The sequence below is a fragment of the Neisseria sp. GT4A_CT1 genome, from assembly GCF_000227275.1.
Taxonomy (GTDB): domain Bacteria; phylum Pseudomonadota; class Gammaproteobacteria; order Burkholderiales; family Neisseriaceae; genus Neisseria.
In genome coordinates this window covers 98,433-116,572 of sequence record NZ_JH164966.1, presented here as the reverse complement: position 1 = coordinate 116,572, position 18,140 = coordinate 98,433, and the positions used below count along the sequence as shown (strand labels likewise).

General features: G+C 48.8%; 15 protein-coding genes and 1 pseudogene. 11 read left to right on the top strand and 5 right to left on the bottom strand.

What is annotated here, in order from left to right:
• Nucleotides 1-57: 57 nt before the first annotated feature.
• A pseudogene (locus tag HMPREF1028_RS15445) lies at nt 58-120 on the bottom strand (transposase); the annotation flags it as partial.
• An 81-nt stretch (nt 121-201) separates the two neighbouring features.
• Nucleotides 202-1,017, bottom strand: coding sequence for an RNA methyltransferase (locus HMPREF1028_RS05260; RefSeq protein WP_009311756.1), 816 nt, complete (start codon nt 1,015-1,017; stop codon nt 202-204).
• 176 nt (nt 1,018-1,193) lie between these two features.
• On the opposite strand from HMPREF1028_RS05260, the gene HMPREF1028_RS05255 reads away from it, so the two are divergent.
• The 4 genes from HMPREF1028_RS05255 to HMPREF1028_RS05240 all read left to right on the top strand — a co-directional run bounded on the left by HMPREF1028_RS05255 (nt 1,194) and on the right by HMPREF1028_RS05240 (nt 7,021).
• Entirely contained in the window at nt 1,194-1,979 is a 786-nt protein-coding gene (locus HMPREF1028_RS05255; RefSeq protein ID WP_009311755.1) for an inositol monophosphatase family protein, read from the top strand.
• 198 nt (nt 1,980-2,177) lie between these two features.
• The gene (locus HMPREF1028_RS05250) at nt 2,178-3,479 is read left to right on the top strand and encodes a TolC family protein (protein ID WP_009311754.1); all 1,302 of its coding nucleotides are present in this window, start codon (nt 2,178-2,180) and stop codon (nt 3,477-3,479) included.
• A gap of 39 nt (nt 3,480-3,518) precedes the next feature.
• Nucleotides 3,519-5,702: a type I secretion system permease/ATPase gene (locus tag HMPREF1028_RS05245; protein ID WP_003767962.1), complete on the top strand. Its 2,184-nt coding sequence runs from the start codon at nt 3,519-3,521 to the stop codon at nt 5,700-5,702.
• Nucleotides 5,703-5,794: 92 nt separating this feature from the next.
• Nucleotides 5,795-7,021: an HlyD family type I secretion periplasmic adaptor subunit gene (locus HMPREF1028_RS05240; RefSeq protein ID WP_003756845.1), complete on the top strand. Its 1,227-nt coding sequence runs from the start codon at nt 5,795-5,797 to the stop codon at nt 7,019-7,021.
• A gap of 416 nt (nt 7,022-7,437) precedes the next feature.
• Here HMPREF1028_RS05240 and HMPREF1028_RS05235 read toward each other — a convergent pair whose 3' ends face one another.
• Nucleotides 7,438-7,767, bottom strand: coding sequence for a hypothetical protein (locus tag HMPREF1028_RS05235; protein ID WP_009311753.1), 330 nt, complete (start codon nt 7,765-7,767; stop codon nt 7,438-7,440).
• A gap of 488 nt (nt 7,768-8,255) precedes the next feature.
• Here HMPREF1028_RS05235 and nrdA point away from each other — a divergent pair, with 488 nt between their 5' ends.
• The 6 genes from nrdA (at nt 8,256) to HMPREF1028_RS05210 (ending at nt 13,498) form a co-directional block, all read left to right on the top strand.
• Nucleotides 8,256-10,535, top strand: a complete 2,280-nt coding sequence (gene nrdA, locus HMPREF1028_RS05230; protein ID WP_003778485.1) for a class 1a ribonucleoside-diphosphate reductase subunit alpha — start codon at nt 8,256-8,258, stop codon at nt 10,533-10,535.
• 9 nt (nt 10,536-10,544) lie between these two features.
• Entirely contained in the window at nt 10,545-11,129 is a 585-nt protein-coding gene (locus HMPREF1028_RS05225; protein ID WP_009311752.1) for a hypothetical protein, read from the top strand.
• Nucleotides 11,130-11,131: 2 nt separating this feature from the next.
• A complete protein-coding gene (locus HMPREF1028_RS14595) occupies nt 11,132-11,332 on the top strand; it encodes a hypothetical protein (RefSeq protein ID WP_148132494.1) in 201 nt (66 codons plus the stop codon).
• Between the two features lie 100 nt (nt 11,333-11,432).
• Entirely contained in the window at nt 11,433-12,566 is a 1,134-nt protein-coding gene (nrdB, locus tag HMPREF1028_RS05220; protein ID WP_036529320.1) for a class Ia ribonucleoside-diphosphate reductase subunit beta, read from the top strand.
• A 119-nt stretch (nt 12,567-12,685) separates the two neighbouring features.
• A complete protein-coding gene (gene yfaE, locus HMPREF1028_RS05215; RefSeq protein WP_009311751.1) occupies nt 12,686-12,988 on the top strand; it encodes a class I ribonucleotide reductase maintenance protein YfaE in 303 nt (100 codons plus the stop codon).
• A 75-nt stretch (nt 12,989-13,063) separates the two neighbouring features.
• A complete protein-coding gene (locus tag HMPREF1028_RS05210) occupies nt 13,064-13,498 on the top strand; it encodes a hypothetical protein (RefSeq protein ID WP_009311750.1) in 435 nt (144 codons plus the stop codon).
• A 62-nt stretch (nt 13,499-13,560) separates the two neighbouring features.
• On the opposite strand, the gene uvrC is transcribed toward HMPREF1028_RS05210, so the two are convergent.
• A complete protein-coding gene (gene uvrC / locus HMPREF1028_RS05205; RefSeq protein ID WP_009311749.1) occupies nt 13,561-15,396 on the bottom strand; it encodes an excinuclease ABC subunit UvrC in 1,836 nt (611 codons plus the stop codon).
• Nucleotides 15,397-15,593: 197 nt separating this feature from the next.
• Between uvrC and HMPREF1028_RS05200 the strand changes: the two genes are divergently transcribed.
• Nucleotides 15,594-17,162 (top strand): YdgA family protein, encoded by a 1,569-nt coding sequence (locus HMPREF1028_RS05200; RefSeq protein WP_036529319.1) that lies wholly within the window; start codon nt 15,594-15,596, stop codon nt 17,160-17,162.
• 166 nt (nt 17,163-17,328) lie between these two features.
• On the opposite strand, the gene HMPREF1028_RS05195 is transcribed toward HMPREF1028_RS05200, so the two are convergent.
• Complete coding sequence (locus HMPREF1028_RS05195) at nt 17,329-17,811, bottom strand: hypothetical protein (protein ID WP_009311747.1); 483 nt, start codon at nt 17,809-17,811, stop codon at nt 17,329-17,331.
• Nucleotides 17,812-18,140 lie beyond the last annotated feature (329 nt).

The following is an 18,140-nucleotide window of genomic DNA, read 5'->3' as shown; positions in this document are numbered from 1 at the left end:
CGCCTTAGCTCAAAGAGAACGATTCTCTAAGGTGCTGAAGCACCAAGTGAATCGGTTCCGTACTATCTGTACTGTCTGTGGCTTCGTCGCCTTATCCTGATTTAAATTTAATCCACTATATATTTGGTCTTAAAACTGCACCCGAAGTTGGATGGTATGTCTGACTTTTAGGGTGTAGTTTTATTTTTCAGACGACCTTTTTCAGTCTTTCTTCTTCAAGCGATGGCTGACGGTATTGAAAAAGCCGCGCAGGATGTCGATGTCTTCGGTTTGCGTGTTGGCGCGGCCGAACAGGTTTTGCATACGGCGCATCAGACGTTCGCTGTTGCGGCGGTTGAAGAAGCCGATATCGTCCATGACGCTTTCCATGTGGGCGACCATGCCTTTGATTTGCTCGTGGGTGGCGGCGTGGTCTTCCTGTTGCAGGTGGGTCATGGGCATATCGGTCTGGCTGAAGATTTCGTAACACACGACCTGAACGGCTTGGGCGAGGTTGAGCGAGAAATAGTCGGGGTTGCCGTTGATGGTCATCAGACGGTTGCATGCCTGTACTTCTTCGATGCTCAAGCCGAAGGTTTCGTTGCCGAAGACGAGGGCAACTTGTTCTCCGCGTTGTGCCGCCTGCAATAATTCGGGAACCAGTTCGCGCGGGGTTTGCAGCGGCGCGGTGATTTCGCGGCGGCGGCTGGTAAGGGCGCAGGCGAGCGTGGTGTCGGCGAGGGCTTCGTCGAGTGTGGCGGCAATTACGGCGTTGTGCAATACGTCTGCCGCGCCGGAAGCGAGGATGAAACTTTCCTCCGGCAGTTGGAAATCTTGCGGGTTTTCGGGGTTGAAAACGGGCGGTTGCCCGGTCATCGGCGTGGACATCAAATTCGGGGCGACAATGGTGAGTTTATGCAGCCCCATGGTTTTCATGGCGCGGGCTGCAGAGCCGATATTAGCAGGATGGCTGGTGCGGGTGAGGATGATGCGGATGTTGCCGAGATAGTCGGGCAATTCGGGCTTGGCTGAAGTCATGTTTTGTTTTCGGTTTGTTCGGGAATCGGGTATAATACGCCATCTTTTTGTTTTCAGACGACCTTTCGCCTTTAGAGGTCGTCTGAAATGTTCTTTAACAACGTCGGAAACGTACAAACGTTGCGTTCGGTGCAGATGCGCCGGACGGTATTTTACCTGATTTAGAAAGAAAACCCATGAATCCGTTTTTAAATACCGCTTTCAAAGCCGCCCGTAAAGCCGGGCAGATGATGATCCGCGCAAGCGGCAATCTGGATGCCGTCAAAGTTGACAGCAAGGCATTCAACGACTTCGTTTCCGACGTTGACCGCAATTCCGAGATGATTTTGGTGGAAGCGCTTAAAGAAGCCTATCCGCATCACAAAATCACTTGCGAAGAAGGCGGTTCTCACGGCAAAGCCTCCGCAGAATACGAATGGATTATCGATCCGCTCGACGGCACGACCAACTTCTTACACGGCCATCCCCAATACGCGATTTCTATGGCGCTGCTGCACAAAGGCGTGTTGCAGGAAGCTTTGGTGTACGCACCTGAACGCAACGATGTTTACATGGCTTCGCGCGGAAAAGGCGCGTTGCTCAACGACCGCCGTATCCGCGTTTCTTCCCGCATTGAGTTGAACCGCTGCTTGATCGGTACCGGCTTCCCTGTTGTCGACCAAAGCATGATGGACAAGTATCTGGCTATTTTGAAAGACTTTTTGGCAAAAATGGCCGGAGGCCGCAGAGAAGGCGCGGCTTCGTTGGATTTGTGCGCCGTGGCGGCCGGCCGTTTGGACGGTTTCTTCGAGTTCAACCTCAAACCTTGGGATATTGCCGCAGGCGCGCTGATTGTGCAGGAAGCCGGCGGTATCGTTACCGATATGTCCGGCAATGAAGGCTGGCTGGAAAGCGGCGATATTGTGGCAGCCAATCCGAAAGTGCTGGCGCAAATGTTGCAAATCATTAGCGGACATCTGTAAACAGGAGGTCGTTTTCAGACGACCTTTTGCTCGTTTTTAATACGGTGTCGTGATTTAGCAATGGTAGGAATATCATCTGTGTTACTTTCAGGAGCAGATAACTACCTTTTATCGCAATCTGAAAACAGGGATTCCGATTAATGATAATATGCTCAAAGAATTGATTTGCAACAGGCAACCCCTCTGCCAATCTGATAAATGACGAACCGTATTGTTGTGAATAATATGAAGAAAAAATCTTTTTTGAATCGTCCCAAGACATCCGTTTTCCGCACCGGACAAATTGCTGCCGCGGTGTGCGCGGCAGTATGCGCGGCAATGGCGCAGGCTTATCCTTTGCAGGCTATTTTAAGGGATGCCATGGTGTCCGACCCGATTGTGAAGGAAGCGAAAGCAACCGAAGATTCGGCCAAAAGTACGACGAAGGCTACCCGTGCGCGCCATTATCCCGTATTGACGCTGACGGGTACCAAAGTTTTGGCGCAGAAAAACAAATATTCCAGCAACGATATGAATGACGGTGTCGGCATACGCGGAACTTTGAATGTATATTCATGGGGCGCCATCAATGCGGCAGTACGGCGCGATAAAAACAGAGAGCAATACTACCATCATCGTTATTTCGAAAATCAGGAACGTCTGGGCAGCGACATCGGCAAACTCTATTTGACCGCATTGCGCGCGAAAGAAATCCTGCGCATCAACCGTCAGAGCTTGGTCCGACACAATAATCTTCTGAAGGATTTGAACATTATTGTGAAATACGACAGCGGCCGCCGTTCCGAACTCATTGAAGCGCGTGCGCGCCTGTTGCAGGTCGAGTCATCCATCGCGCAACAACAACGTACGATGGAGTTGGCGTTGAGCCGTTTGTCCCGCTACACCGGACAGCAGTTGACGGCAGAGGATTTGGAAGATCCGTTTGCCAACGACAGCGCGGAATCATTGGTCCGCCGTTTCAAAACCGCCGATAACAATACCAATCCTTCCTATCGGGCGCAGGTGGCAGAACGCGACAGCGTGAAGGCAGATTTGGACGTTTCCAAAGCAGAACGCCTGCCCGCCGTGAATCTGGAAGGTAATGCGAACCGCGACAACAGACAGCTTTATTTAAATGTGGCATGGAATGTCTTGGACGTTGCCGCGCGCCATAATGTGCAGAAAAATGCCGATGCACTGATTGCCGCCGAATCGAAATCCGAGCAGATTATGCGCGATATCACCGAAAAAACCCAAACCGCCGAAATCGACATGCGCGAGAGCGAACGCCGTGCTGATATTGCCGCGCAACATATTGCCGCCCAAAAGGACGTGGTTAAAACTTACGAGCTGCAATTTAAAATCGCCCGCCGCACGCTGACCGACGTTTTGGGCGCATACAACGAATTGTCCAGCATTGAGCAGGAAAACATTTCGGCGCGCAATGACTTCCGCGATGCCGCGTTGGATTATCTGGCTGCGCAGGCGCAAATGGCGAATTGGGCAGGCTTGAAGCAATAACATAAAATCTTAACATCATTACTCATTACGCGAATTATCATGAAAGCAATTATTGAACATATTGTGTTGGTTACCCGTCTCTTAGGGGCGCCTGTGTCAGAAGCCGCGCTGACGGCAGAGGTGGTGCGGGATAAAAAACTCAATGTTAACTATCATTCCCTCGTCGAAGTCTTGCGCAGCCACGGCTTTGAAAATACATTGTCCAAGCGCAATCTGGAAGACATTCCATCGCTTGCCGTTCCTGTGATGATCATTCTTCACAACGAAGAGGCTGCCGTTATTACTAATATCGAAGGTTCGGGTCGAAACAGAAAATATCATATCCGTCAGGTAGATGGCTTGGAGCAGCAGCTTGATCATGACCAGCTTTCCGGTCTGTATCTGGGTTACTGCTGGTTTATCAAGCCCAAAATGGCAGCGGACACGCGTTCCGAACTGCCTGAATACCACCTTCCCAAAGCATGGTTTTGGAAAGTCATTTGGCGTTTCCGCAGCTATTACTATCAAGTGATTTTGGCGACTGTCATCATCAACTTCCTCGCCTTGGTCAGCTCGTTGTATGTCATGAACGTGTACGACCGCGTCATTCCCAACCAAGCCTATGAAACCTTGTGGGTTTTGAGTATCGGCGTTGTCCTCGCCATTTTGTTCGAATTTGCCGCCAAGATGATACGCGGCCATTTGACCGACATCGCCGGTAAAAAGGCCGACCTGATTATCAGCTCTGCCTTGTTCCGCCGCGTGATGGCATTGCGCCTTGCCGACCGTCCCGCTTCGTCCGGCTCATACGCCAACAACCTGCGCGAATTTGAATCCGTACGCGAATTCATGACCAGCGCGAGCCTGTTGACTTTGGTGGACTTGCCGTTCTTGTTGCTGTTTATCTTTGTTATTTCGATAGTCGGCGGCAAACTGGCATTGGTTCCTTTGGCGATTATTCCGATTGTCGTCATTGTCGGCTTCATCGTCCAGCGCCCCTTGTCGCGCCACATTAACGAATCCATGAAAGAAAGCTCGCAACGTTCAGGCCTTGCCGTAGAAGCCATCGAAGGCATCGAAACCCTGAAAACCAACAACGCGACTTCATGGGCGCAACAACGCTGGGACGAGTACACCGCCAAAACCTCCGCTTCATCCATCAAAGTAAAAGATACCAGCAACTTCATGGTCAACTTCGCCGTTGCCATGCAGCAGCTCAATACTGTCTTTTTGGTCGTAGTCGGTACCTATCTGATTCATGCCGACAACCATGCGGAACGGATTACCATGGGTGCGCTGATTGCCTCCGTCATCCTGTCCGGCCGCGCGTTGGCGCCGTTGGCCCAAGTTGCCGGCCTTGCTACCCGCTTCCAACAGGCGAAGCTAGCGTTAAGAGGCGTGAACGACATTGTTTCCCGTCCGATCGAACGCAGCCCCGAACGCAAATACATTACCTTGGATAACGTTCAAGGCAATATCGCCTTTGAAAACGTAACGTTCAAATACAAAAACGAAAGCAACAACGCAGTTGACGAGTTGCGTATCAACATCCGACCCGGTGAAAAAGTCGGTATCCTCGGACGTATCGGCAGCGGTAAAAGTACCATGCTGAAACTGGCGAGCGGTCTGTACGATACCGAAAAAGGCAACGTAACCCTCGACGGCGTCGATATGCGCCAACTTGATCCGAATTTCCTGCGTAACCAAGTCCTCCTGTTCAGCCAATCTCCACGCCTTTTCTTGGGTACATTGCGCGAAAACATGGATTTGGCGCGTACCGACAGCTACTCGACCGACCAAGACCTACTGACTGCACTCAAACGTTTCGGTCTGGACCAAATCATCCGCAACCACCCGAGAGGCTTGGATATGCCTTTGGGTGAAGACGGCTTGGGTCTGTCCGGCGGTCAAAAACAAATCATCGCCCTAGCACGCATGACGCTGCGCGACCCCAAAGTGGTTCTTTTGGATGAACCGACAACCAGCCTCGACCAAGGTACCGAACGCATGGCATTGAACGCGATTGCCCACTGGGGACGCAACCGCACCATGCTCTTGGTCACCCACCGTCCACAAGTGCTACAAATCGTTAACCGCATCATCGTAATGGAAAACGGCAAAGTCGTTATGGACGGCCCGCGCGATTTAGTGTTGCAAAAACTGATGCAAAACGAGCAAAACAAAGTCAAAGCAGCACAACAAGCGCAGGAAAACCAACGTCCCGGCGAAGCGGCGCAAGCATGACGAAAAGGGAAAAGGTCGTCTGAAAACACAAGCAGAAAGCGTTTCAGACGACCTCTTTGAAAACAACAAACAGATACCGAAGATTCATCATTATGAGCGAAAACAACGTTAAATCCAAAGACCTGCATCTCATTAACGATTTGAATGCAGCCTTGCAAAAAGAAAAACACAGCGGCCAATTTTGGGTCATCATCCTGTTTTTCCTGCTGCTCGTCGTCTTTGTCGTATGGGCATACAACAGCACCGTCGAAGAAGTAACCCGCGGCAACGGCAACGTCATCCCCAGCAGCCGCGAACAAGTCATCCAAAGCCTGGACGCCGGCGTCATTACCCAAATGATGGTTAAAGAAGGCGATTTGGTCGAAAAAGACCAAATCCTGCTGAAGCTCGACGATACGCGCAGTCTTGCTGTATTGCGCGAGAGCGAAGCCAAAGTCCAAAACCTCGAGGCCACCATCGCCCGCCTGAAAGCCGAAGCTTACGGCGGCAAACTCACGTTCCCCAACAGCGTCAGCCCCGAACTCCGCCGCCGCGAAACCGCCGCATATAACGCCCGCCGCCAAGCCATGACCGATGCCGTACAAAGTCTGGTACAAAGCAAAGCGGCGCTTGACCGCGAAATCGCCATTACTGCACCTATGGTGGCACAAGGCGTTATGTCCGAAGTCGAACTCCTCAAAATGCGCCGCGAATCCAGCGATCTGACCCTGCAAATTGCCGAACGCCGCAACCGTTACAGAACAGATGCCAACAACGAACTTGTGCAATCCGAATCCGAGCTGGCGCAATCCAAAGAAAACATGGCAATGCGCGCCGACCCGGTTGACCGCTCCCAAATCCGCTCCCCCATGCGTGGCATCGTCAAAAACATCAAAATCAATACCATCGGCGGCGTAGTCAACCCGGGCGAAGAAATCATGCAAATCGTCCCCGTTGACGACAAACTCCTTGTCGAAGCCTATATCCGTCCGCAAGACATCGCCTTCGTCCGCGCAGGACAGCCCGCACTGGTCAAAGTCAGCGCATATGACTACTCCATCTATGGCGGATTGGAAGGCAAAGTTACCCTTGTCGGCGCAGATACCGTCAGCAACTCCATGCAAAGCCGTGCCAACGATCTGAAGCTCGACCCCAACCAAGTTTACTACCGAGTCATCGTCCAAACTGAGAACAACGCCCTGAAAGACAAAAACGGTAAAGACATGCCGATTATTCCGGGCATGGTTGCCACAGTGGACATTAAAACCGGAGAAAAAACTATCTTCCAATACCTGATCAAACCGATTACCCGTATGAAACAGGCATTGAGCGAGCGTTAATTTTCCGAATCAAACTTGCGTAACAGTCAAAAGGTCGTCTGAAAAACCGGGCTGCGTCCAAATCTTGGGCACTAATAAAACCCTATTTAGGCGTTCTATATAAGCTGGGTTCTGTATACGACAGGGCCCAGCTTTTTTCACTTTCAAACTGTAACGCTCCCAGATGCAGTAATCCATACAATCATATTCGTCCACCGTCAATTCTCCTGAACGGTAGGAGCATTTCGTTTAATACCGCAAAGAAGCCCCCCATCTGCGTATTGTCCCACCAGTTTGCCTTGCGTAACTGTATAAATAATGGGATGCGGTTTGTTATTTGAAGCGTAAATTTGGTCATAAAAACTGCACCCGTATGTTTGGATGGAATATCCAACTTTTGGGTGCAGTTTGGTTTTTTCAGACGACCTTTATCCGTTTTAGCGACGGAATTTGCCGTGGTCGAAATCATCAAATGCTTCATAAGCCGCTTGGCATTGGATGCGTTGTTCTTTATAGGGCAGTTGGCGGAAGGCTTTCCGGGCTTTGACGTTTTCTTTCAGCTCGGCTTTGTTGCCTTTGGATTTATACCATGCAGCGCGACGGTCAAGATATTTTTTGCAGACAGGATGCAGCTTGCTTTGTTTGGCTTGGGTTTGAGCGTGGTGGGTTTTATGATGTTTGCAAGTGGCTGCGTCGGCAGGTTGGACTGCAAAACCCAGTATCAGTGCTGCAGACAGGGCGGGAATAAAGCTTTTCTTCAATAACATGGCAGACTCCTGTTTATTTAAAGGGTGCATTTCATTATATTCATGGCTTTTGTAAAAAGGAAATTTGGCAGGATGGATCGGCTGAAAAAGTAAGCGGGGTATTTAAAGCATTTTGATGAAACCTATCTTCCATTACATATTATCAAACAGAGAAAATAATAAACTACATGAATTATCACGTTTCAGACGACCTTATGTTGCATATGTCATCCAGTGTCATGCTGTTTATTTTCAAAATTTAACATAAATCCGAATTTGCCTTATTTCATAAGCGCATAGCAGAATGAGGGTTTTGATGCTAAAAAACGCATCTTTGCGGTAAGGCTTGAATCATAGGGAAAGAGGTCGTCTGAAAGAAAATTGGGAAAAGCACGATTTCAAAACAGCGGCCTTGTCAAGACTGGATAAGCGACGAAAAATACACTATATTGTGCCACTCGATATTAATACATACTGTATCTTGTGTTTCAGGATGGAGAAAGCTCACGATGAATGCACCGACTGATTTGAAAGTAACCAAGCGCGACGGACGTTTGGAAAATCTCGACTTAGACAAAATCCACCGCGTCGTTACTTGGGCGGCGGAAGGCTTGAAAAACGTTTCCGTATCGCAAGTCGAGCTCAAATCGCACATCCAGTTTTACAACGGCATCCGCACCGACGACATCCACGAAACCATCATCAAGGCGGCTGCCGACCTGATTTCGCAGGATACGCCCGACTATCAATATCTCGCCGCGCGTCTGGCAATTTTCCACCTGCGCAAAATCGCTTACGGCGAGTTCGAACCGCCGCATCTCTTTGACCATGTTAAAAAACTCACCGATGCGGGCAAATACGACCGTCACATCATCGAAGATTACAGCCGAGAAGAGTTTGACGAGCTGAACGCCTATATCGATCACAGCCGCGACATGACCTTCTCGTATGCCGCCGTAAAGCAGCTCGAAGGCAAATATCTGGTGCAGAACCGCGTTACCCGCCAGATTTATGAAACGCCGCAGTTTTTATACATTTTGGTGGCGATGTGTCTCTTCAGCAAATACCCGAAAGAGACGCGCTTGGATTACGTCAAACGTTTTTACGACGCCGTTTCTACGTTTAAAGTATCGTTGCCGACCCCGATTATGAGTGGCGTGCGCACGCCTACGCGCCAGTTCTCAAGCTGCGTATTAATTGAATGCGACGACAGCCTCGACTCCATCAACGCCACCACCAGCGCGATTGTGAAATACGTTTCCCAACGCGCGGGTATCGGCATCAACGCCGGACGTATCCGCGGTTTGGGTAGTGAAATCCGCGGCGGCGAAGCGCAACATACCGGCTGCATTCCGTTTTTCAAAATGTTCCAAGCGGCGGTTAAATCCTGCTCGCAAGGCGGCGTGCGCGGCGGCGCGGCAACTTTGTTCTATCCCTTGTGGCATATCGAAGCCGAAAGCCTGTTGGTGTTGAAAAACAACCGCGGCGTCGAAGACAACCGCATCCGCCAGCTTGATTACGGCGTACAAATCAACCGCCTGCTGTACACCCGCCTGATTAAAGGCGGCAACATCACGCTGTTCTCGCCCAACGAAGTTCCCGGCCTGTACGACGCTTTCTTTGCCGATCAAGACGAATTCGAGCGTCTCTACACGAAATACGAGCAAGACCCGAACATCCGCAAACGCACCTTGTCGGCTACCGATTTGTTCTCCACGCTGATGCAGGAACGCGCCGGAACGGGACGCATCTACATCCAAAACGTTGACCACTGCAACACGCACAGCCCGTTTGACCCGCGTGTCGCGCCCGTGCACCAGTCCAACTTGTGCATGGAAATCGCCCTGCCGACCAAACCGCTGGACAACATCAACGACCCGAACGGCGAAATCGCCCTGTGCACCTTGTCCGCCTTCAACTTGGGCGCATTAAACAGCTTGGACGAGCTGGAAGGGCTTGCCGATTTGACCGTGCGCGCACTCGATGCCTTACTGGATTATCAAGACTATCCGGTTGAAGCCGCCCGCACCGCGACCATGAACCGCCGCACCCTCGGCATCGGTGTCATCAACTACGCCTACTATCTGGCGAAAAACGGCGTCCGTTACAGCGATGATTCCGCACTCGGCCTGACCCACCGCACCTTTGAAGCCATGCAGTATTACCTGCTCAAAGCATCGGTAAACCTTGCCAAAGAATACGGTGCATGCCCGCTGTTCAACCAAACCGTTTATTCGCAAGGCAAACTGCCTATCGACACCTACAAAAAAGACTTGGATGCCGTGTGCAGTGAACCACTGTTATGCGACTGGGAAAGCCTGCGCGCCGACATCGTCAAATACGGTCTGCGCAACTCCACCCTGACCGCACTCATGCCGTCTGAAACCAGTTCGCAAATCGCCAACGCCACCAACGGCATCGAGCCGCCGCGCGGATTGGTAACGGTTAAAGCATCGAAAGACGGTATCCTGAAACAAGTCGTGCCGGAATTTGAAACTCTGAAAGACGCCTACGAAACCCTGTGGCAGCTTCCGGGCAACGAAGGTTACCTGAAACTTGTCGGCGTGATGCAAAAATTCGTCGATCAGGCGATTTCCGCCAATACCGCCTATGACCCGGGCAAATTTGAAGGCAACAAAGTTTCCATGAAACAAATGCTCAAAGACTTGCTGACCGCCTACAAATACGGCGTTAAAACCCTGTACTACCACAACACCCGCGACGGCGCGGACGATACGCAGACTGATATTCAGGATGACGGCTGTGCGGGCGGGGCTTGTAAGATTTAAGGGAAATTTATGGAAGATGATAAATCAGATAGTCAAAAACAATTCAATTCAGATAATGATTGGTTTGAAAAATACAATATTACATTAACTACTTTGCAGCAAGAGTATCTGCTTTATATTAATACTCTCAAAGATGTTGATGAAAAGGCAAATAAATATCTGATTGTAGTGTCTATTTTTATTGCTGGTTTTTTTTCTGTAGTATCAAGTGCATTAATTAATGGACTTCGTTTCCATATTAATCCATTAGACTTTACTAGTTTGTTATCAATAATATTTATTATTACTTGTGCTTTAACTGCCTTATTTGCTTCTATAGTAATTAATAATTTATTGAATAGCTTGTCTTTCGTAGAAAGTCGAAGAATTTTTGATTTGGAATCTAAACTAAATGAAACTTCTGAAGAGAATTCTCTATTTTATAAAAAATGTTTAATCAATTCTTTCCAAGAAGCGATAAACTTTATAGAAGACTCTATTGAGAAGAAGCAGCAAAAACTCAGTTCTGTACCCAAAGAAATAAGATTGTTTATTGTCTTTGCGGTTTTGAGTTGTATATTTTTATTTATTATAAAAATGATAGAAAGCGTTTGATAATGTCTGACAAAAAATCAATTCCTCCTGGTCCTCCTATGGCTAGAGCATCGAATCCTATTTCTCAGAATACTCGAAAAACTCAGGCTAATATTCAGCCTTCAAATGTAAGAGTAGTTCAAGAGAGTTTTAATCCTGTTAATCAAGGAAGTTCGACAAAGGCAATATTTGATAGTGTTAATAATGATAAAAATAAAAAATGAACTAAATGTCTTAGAATTGCTATTTAATTTTATTATTTAAAGTATTGCAGTAGTAATATTTTAATCAAAGGAAAGTTAAATGTCCTGCGAACACCTAGTCATGTCATACAGCACCTTTTCCAAAACCAAAAACGACGCGCTTAAAGAGCCGATGTTTTTTGGTCAGCCTGTTAATGTTGCCCGTTATGACCAGCAGAAATACGAAGTATTTGAAAAACTGATTGAAAAACAACTGTCTTTCTTCTGGCGGCCGGAAGAAATCGATGTGTCGCGCGACCGTATCGACTACGCCAACTTGCCCGAACACGAAAAACACATTTTTATCAGCAATCTGAAATACCAAACCTTGCTCGATTCCATCCAAGGTCGCAGTCCGAACGTTGCCTTGTTGCCTTTGGTGTCGATTCCCGAGCTGGAAACTTGGATTGAAACGTGGAGCTTCAGCGAAACCATCCACTCGCGCAGCTACACCCACATTATCCGCAATATCGTCAACGATCCGTCGGTCGTGTTCGACGACATCGTGCAGAACGAATACATCATTGCCCGCGCCGAAGATATCGCCTGTTATTACGATGATTTAATCGAATATACCCAGTATTACAACCTGTTGGGCGAAGGGACGCACAATGTCGGCGGCAAGCTCGTTACCGTGTCTTTGCGCGAGTTGAAGAAAAAACTCTATCTTTGCCTGATGTGCGTCAATGTGTTGGAAGCCATCCGTTTCTACGTTTCATTCGCCTGCTCGTTTGCTTTTGCCGAGCGCGAGTTGATGGAAGGCAACGCCAAAATCATCAAACTGATCGCCCGCGACGAAGCCCTGCACCTGACCAGTACCCAGCATATGCTCAACCTGATGCGCGCCGGTGCCGACGATCCTGAAATGGCGGAAATCGCCGTCGAATTGCAGGACGAATGTTTCAAACTCTTCAAAAAAGCGGCAGAGCAGGAAAAAGAATGGGCGGCCTATCTGTTTAAAGACGGTTCGATGATTGGTCTGAACAAGGAAATTTTGGCGCAATACGTCGAATACATCACCAACCTGCGTATGCAGGCGGTCGGTTTGCCCGCCGGATTCGAAGGTGCCACCCAAAACCCGATTCCGTGGATTAACGCGTGGCTGTCGTCCGACAACGTACAGGTTGCGCCGCAGGAAGTGGAAATTTCTTCTTACTTAATCGGTCAGATCGATTCGGAAGTCAGCGCGGACGATTTGGGCGATTTCGAACTGTAATCAAACTCGGCGGTTTTTCCGCATTTCCATCATCAGAGGTCGTCTGAACAGGTGTAGAAACGAAATCAAAGATTTCAGTTACACCGTGCAGACGGCCTTTTCCGCTTAAACAGATAACAATGGCACTTATCAATACACACGATAAAACCTTCGAGCTTCAAGAAGGCGAAACCTTATTGGAGGGCTTGGAGCGCACCGGTCACGAGGTCGAATACCAGTGCCGCAGTGGTTATTGCGGTTCCTGCCGCGTCAAAATATTAGACGGCAGGGTGTCCTACGACGATTTCCCGCTGGCGTTTGTCGCACCCGGCGAGATTCTGCCGTGTTGCTGTCGGGTAAATGAGGACATTAAGGTTGATTGCCGCGTTCGGATGAGTGAGCCGGATTTGTTCGATGTCGGCTTGTTTGATGAGCGGGATTGAGTCGATTGAAACCCAGTTGTATTATTTTCAGTTCTTAGCTTTAATAATAGGCTCTTCAAATTTAGGTGTAATCGTATGAATGTCGCTAAGGGTTTATTGGTTTCAGTTTTATGTTTGAGCTCGGGTTTGCTTGCTGCTCAAAGTTATCATTCCCAATGGAAAAAAGTTTATGAAAGGGATTTGACGGATTTTGAATTGAGTCCGGAGGGAAGCGGGTTGGTATTGTTTGCACAACCGCAAGGACGTTGCAGGATGGATGTTGATTTTTATGGGGAAACGGGACAGGATAAATATCAGTATGAATTTACCCGAGACCGTTTGACGGCAGGTTCGCATCGGGAATACCGCTATACCGCTGCATCGTTGTCGGAAGTAACCAAAGATAAAATAAAATTGGTGCGGAATGAGAAGCTGAATCCTGCTTCAGGCGCGGTAAAGAAAGAATTTCGGGATATTTATCAATATGTTCCTAATAAGGTTTTAAAAAATATTGTTTTTGATGTGGTATAGAAAATAACAAGAGGTCGTCTGAAAACTTTTCAGACGACCTCTTGCTTTATTCATCCCATCGTTTAATGCAGATGCTCGTAAATGGTTTCCGCCAATGCCTTGCTGATGCCTTCGACTTGTTCCAAATCTTCTTTGCTGGCGGCAACGACGCCGCGCAGGCCGCCGAAGCGGGTGAGCAGGGCTTGGCGGCGTTTGCTGCCTACGCCGGGGATGTCGCTGAGGGAAGAGGTAACGCGGGCTTTGTCGCGTTTTTTGCGGTGGCCGGTGATGGCGAAGCGGTGCGATTCGTCGCGTACGGTTTGCAGGAGGTGCAGGGCGGGGCTGTTGGGCGGCAGGCGGAAGGTTTCGCCGCTGAACGGGAGGATGAGTTCTTCCATACCGGCTTTGCGTTCGGGGCCTTTGGCGATGCCGACCAAGGGAATGTGCAGCCCGAGTTCTTCCCATACGGATACGGCGACGCCGATTTGTCCTTTGCCGCCGTCAATCAATACGACATCGGGCCATTTGACGGCTTCGCCGTTGGCTTCGGCTTCCTGCATTTTGCCGTAGCGGCGGGTGAGGACTTCGCGCATGGCGGCGTAGTCGTCGCCGGGTTTGGCGGTGGTGATGTTGTAGCGGCGGTATTGCGAGGGTTGGATGTTTTGTTCGTCGTACACGACGCAGGAGGCGATGGTGGCTTCGCCTTGGGTGTGGCTGATGTCGAAGCATTCGAGACGGTTGAGGTCGTCTGAATTCATGTTCAGGATTTTTGCCAACTCGTCGATGCGGTGCTGCTGGCTGCTTTGTTGCAGGCGGCGTTGGGCTATTGCCATCTGTGCGTTTTGTTCTGCCATTTTCAGCCAGACTTTGCGTTCGCCTATGGTTTTGGTCACGAACTGCATTTGTTTGCCGTGTTCGCCCTCTAAGGCTTCTTTCAATGCGTCGGGCACGGGGAAGTTGCTAATGATGATGTCGGGTTTGCTTTTGCCCAGATAGTGTTGGGCAACGAAGGCTTCGGCGTAGTCTTGCCCGTTTGGTTCGGGATCGTTTTTGGTGTCGGGGAAGAAGCTTTTGTCGCCGACGTGCCGCCCGCCGCGTATGCTGACCCAGTGTACGCAGACGAGGCCGTCTGAAACGGCGAGCGCAAGCAGGTCGATATCGTTGGGGTTGTTGGGGTTTTTGCTGTCGATGAACTGGTTGCTCTGCATGACGCCGAGTGCTTGGATTTGGTCGCGGTAGCGGGCGGCTTCTTCAAATTGCAGGTTGGCGGCGGCAGTCTGCATTTTGTGTTGCAGGGTGCGGGTCAGTTCGTCGGTTTTACCGTTGAGGAAGGTGGCAGCTTGGCGCACGCTGTCGCGGTAGTCTTCTTCGCTGATGTGTCCGACGCAGGGCGCGGTGCAGCGTTTGATTTGATACAGCAGGCAAGGGCGGTCGCGGTGTTCGAACACGCTGTCTTCGCAGGTGCGCAGCATGAAGACTTTTTGCAGGACTTGGATGCTGTCGCGCACAGCGTTGCTGTTGGGATAGGGGCCGAAGTATTGGTTCGGCTTTTTCAGTGTGCCGCGGTAATACGCCATCTGCGGATATTGATGTCCGCTGAGCATGAGGTAAGGATAGCTTTTGTCGTCGCGGAAAAGGATATTGTATTTGGGCGACAGGGCTTTGATGAAGTTGTTTTCGAGAATCAGGGCTTCGGCTTCGGAACGGGTGATGGTGGTTTCAATGTGGTGAACCTGTTTCACCATCAATGCGATGCGCGGGGAATGGTCGTTTTTCTGGAAATAGCCGGACACGCGCCGCTTGAGGTTGACCGCTTTGCCGACGTATAAGACGTTGCCGCCTTCGTCGAAAAAACGGTATACGCCTGGCAGGTTGGGCAGGTTTTTGAGAAAGAGGGGGATGTCGAAGTCCGTGGTCATGGGGCGGATGGCTGTGGTCAAGTTTTCAGACGACCCGATTATAAACCAGAACGCTTGAGATAATAGAATGCAAGCAGCCGGTTTATAAGGATGGGAAAGTACCAAATATAGGTTTATTTGTACCGCCTAGGTCTCCCAAAAGACAAATCGGTCAAAAAATGCTATTCTTATTGCTTTCAACCTATCTGTTTGTAGCAATGAAAAAGTATCTTATTTCGACCGTTGCCGTAGCCATCGCCGCCGGCCTCGGTGCGCCTTACTACTTCGGCATCAAAGCAGAAGAAACCCTGACCACACAACAAAAGCTGTTGCAAGAATCAGGTTTTCTAACCGTAGAATCCCACCAATATGATCGAGGCTGGTTCGGTGCGACCGAAACTACGGTCATACGCCTGAAACCGACATTGCTTCAAAATACCCAGCAATATCTGCCCGATAATCTGAAAACCGTTTTGCAAGAGCCGATTACGGTTGTAAACCATATCAGCCATGGTCCGTTTGCCGGCGGTTTCGGTACTCAGGCTCATGTGGAAACAGAGTTCAAATACCATCCTGAAACTGAAAAAGTATTGTCGCGCTTCTTTGGTCAACAAGCTCCGGTGACCATGAGCAATACGATTTATTTCGGCGGAAGCGGTAAACTTCAACTCAGCGTTCCGGCTTTCGATTATGAAGAACTGTCCGGCATCAAGCTCAGCTGGAAAGGCTTGAGCGGCAACACTGATTACGAAAAAGATTTCCAAAGTTACCGCCACGACTATACCGCTCCGTCTTTACAGATCAAGTTGGCGGATAAGGGTGATGTTTCGATGGAAAATTTACATTTCCAATCCGAAACTTCAGACGGAAGCAACAAGCTTTCTTTGGGCAAAAGCAGCATTACTTTGGATAAATTCCTGCTGCAATGGAAAGAAAACATTGATTACAACGTCAAGCTGAACGAGCTGGTCAATCTCGTGACCAATCTGCAAATCGGCGCATTTATCAATCCGACCGGCAGTATCGCGCCTTCCAAAATCGAAGTCAGCAAACTGAAATTTGATACCAATACCAACGAAGTTGATAAATTCATTAATAGCGAAGGACGGTTCCAATTTGAAGAGCTGGTTTATGGCGAAGATAAATATGGTCCGCTGGATATCAATGTGGCCGCAGAGCATTTGGACGGCAAAGGTTTGCAGGCTTTGAAAGCCAAGCTTGCTGAAGTCGCCAATAAGAAAATGAGTGAGGAAGAAATCCAAAACGCCTTGCTCCAAACCGCTAAAAACGAAGCTTCTGGTTTATTTACCAATGATCCGGTGCTGAATGTCAAAACATTCAAATTCATCATGCCGCAAGGTCAAGTGGATGTCAGCGGTAAACTCGCCTTTAAAGGCTTGGCGGCAAAAGATTTGAACAGCCTCAGCGAAATGTTGAAAAAAACCCATGCTGATTTCAATGTGAGCGTTCCGAAAAAACTGTTGGAGCAGATGGCAATCAACCAAGCGCGCAGCCTGTTTAGCGTCAATGCCGAGGATGAAGAAGCCGGACGCGCAGGAATTGAAGATATCAATGAAACGCTGCGTCTGATGGTGGACAGCACTGTGAAAAGCATGGCGCAGGAGCAATACCTAACTTTGGAAGAAAACAACATCAAAACCCATCTGACCCTGCAAAACAACGAATTGAAATTGAATGGCAAGGTGTTACAAAACGAGCCTGAGCCTGATTTTGACGAGCAGGACATGTTGCCGGAAAACCTGTCTTCATCTGAAGCAGGCAAGTAAACGGCAATAGGCAAAAGGTCGTCTGAAACCGGATTTGAAATTTGAATCCGATTTCAGACGACCTTTTTTGATTGGTTTGATGGAAGCCATGTTGAGTTGCAGGCAAAAAAAATCGCCCCTTTAATTTTAAGGGGCGCAAAAGGAACACAAACCACTACCAAAACTGTTACAGGGCGAACTCCTCTAATTGACGTTGATGGGTTGCCGGATAAAGTGCCTTCATCAAATCATAGGGTGAAAGCGACAAATCTTTGCTTTTGGTCGTCAAACGACCTTGCTGCGGTGTCAGTTCAAGCAAACGGGCATCAGACGCATGAATAAACTTTTCTTTTGCCTTCTGCATTTTGCGTTGTAAAACGGAAACGACGCGGCTGTACAAACTGTCTTTTTGTTTGACCTCCCGAGTGCTGGCGACCCAGCTTAAACGGGAATGGCTGTCTTCATCTTCAATCAGGAGGATGCCGGTTTGCGGCTGCTCCGATTTACCCATGCAGGGAAGCCAAACATAATAACGACCATCAAGCGTAACATATACGGCATCATGTACTTCGCAATCATCGCAACACTGGGTTGCCAACAGAGAGCGGATGGTATGTTGGTGCAGTCTCAGAATGTCGAGAGAGACTTGCTGGAAAATATTTTCAGGCATTTTCTTCTCCTTTCGTTCTGTGGCGCGTTGATTTCGTTTCGATGGAATGCATTATACGGATAATTTCAAAATTTGCAAATGATAATTGTTATTATTATGAGAATAGGTAATAAGATAATGATTTTTATAGAAATTAATTTTTTGAAATTGATAAAACTTGAGTGATTTACTCGGAATTTAGAGAAAATGAGCCTTAGCGGGAATGTAAAGATAAATACGTTTGAAAAATTGTCAGCAAAATCCCTTGTCGGGGCAGTATTCATGCTCTAAGAAATATTGTATTCAAATATATAGGTCCTGAGCTTTACTGACTATACATTTGTAGCAGC

Bases quoted from the DNA above. Each gene is read 5' to 3' on its own strand.
- HMPREF1028_RS05260 (WP_009311756.1), bottom strand. From the start codon at position 1,017: ATGACTTCAGCCAAGCCCGAATTGCCCGACTATCTCGGCAACATCCGC.
- HMPREF1028_RS05255 (WP_009311755.1), top strand. From the start codon at position 1,194: ATGAATCCGTTTTTAAATACCGCTTTCAAAGCCGCCCGTAAAGCCGGG.
- HMPREF1028_RS05250 (WP_009311754.1), top strand. From the start codon at position 2,178: ATGACGAACCGTATTGTTGTGAATAATATGAAGAAAAAATCTTTTTTG.
- HMPREF1028_RS05245 (WP_003767962.1), top strand. From the start codon at position 3,519: ATGAAAGCAATTATTGAACATATTGTGTTGGTTACCCGTCTCTTAGGG.
- HMPREF1028_RS05240 (WP_003756845.1), top strand. From the start codon at position 5,795: ATGAGCGAAAACAACGTTAAATCCAAAGACCTGCATCTCATTAACGAT.
- HMPREF1028_RS05235 (WP_009311753.1), bottom strand. From the start codon at position 7,767: ATGTTATTGAAGAAAAGCTTTATTCCCGCCCTGTCTGCAGCACTGATA.
- nrdA (WP_003778485.1), top strand. From the start codon at position 8,256: ATGAATGCACCGACTGATTTGAAAGTAACCAAGCGCGACGGACGTTTG.
- HMPREF1028_RS05225 (WP_009311752.1), top strand. From the start codon at position 10,545: ATGGAAGATGATAAATCAGATAGTCAAAAACAATTCAATTCAGATAAT.
- HMPREF1028_RS14595 (WP_148132494.1), top strand. From the start codon at position 11,132: ATGTCTGACAAAAAATCAATTCCTCCTGGTCCTCCTATGGCTAGAGCA.
- nrdB (WP_036529320.1), top strand. From the start codon at position 11,433: ATGTCATACAGCACCTTTTCCAAAACCAAAAACGACGCGCTTAAAGAG.
- yfaE (WP_009311751.1), top strand. From the start codon at position 12,686: ATGGCACTTATCAATACACACGATAAAACCTTCGAGCTTCAAGAAGGC.
- HMPREF1028_RS05210 (WP_009311750.1), top strand. From the start codon at position 13,064: ATGAATGTCGCTAAGGGTTTATTGGTTTCAGTTTTATGTTTGAGCTCG.
- uvrC (WP_009311749.1), bottom strand. From the start codon at position 15,396: ATGACCACGGACTTCGACATCCCCCTCTTTCTCAAAAACCTGCCCAAC.
- HMPREF1028_RS05200 (WP_036529319.1), top strand. From the start codon at position 15,594: ATGAAAAAGTATCTTATTTCGACCGTTGCCGTAGCCATCGCCGCCGGC.
- HMPREF1028_RS05195 (WP_009311747.1), bottom strand. From the start codon at position 17,811: ATGCCTGAAAATATTTTCCAGCAAGTCTCTCTCGACATTCTGAGACTG.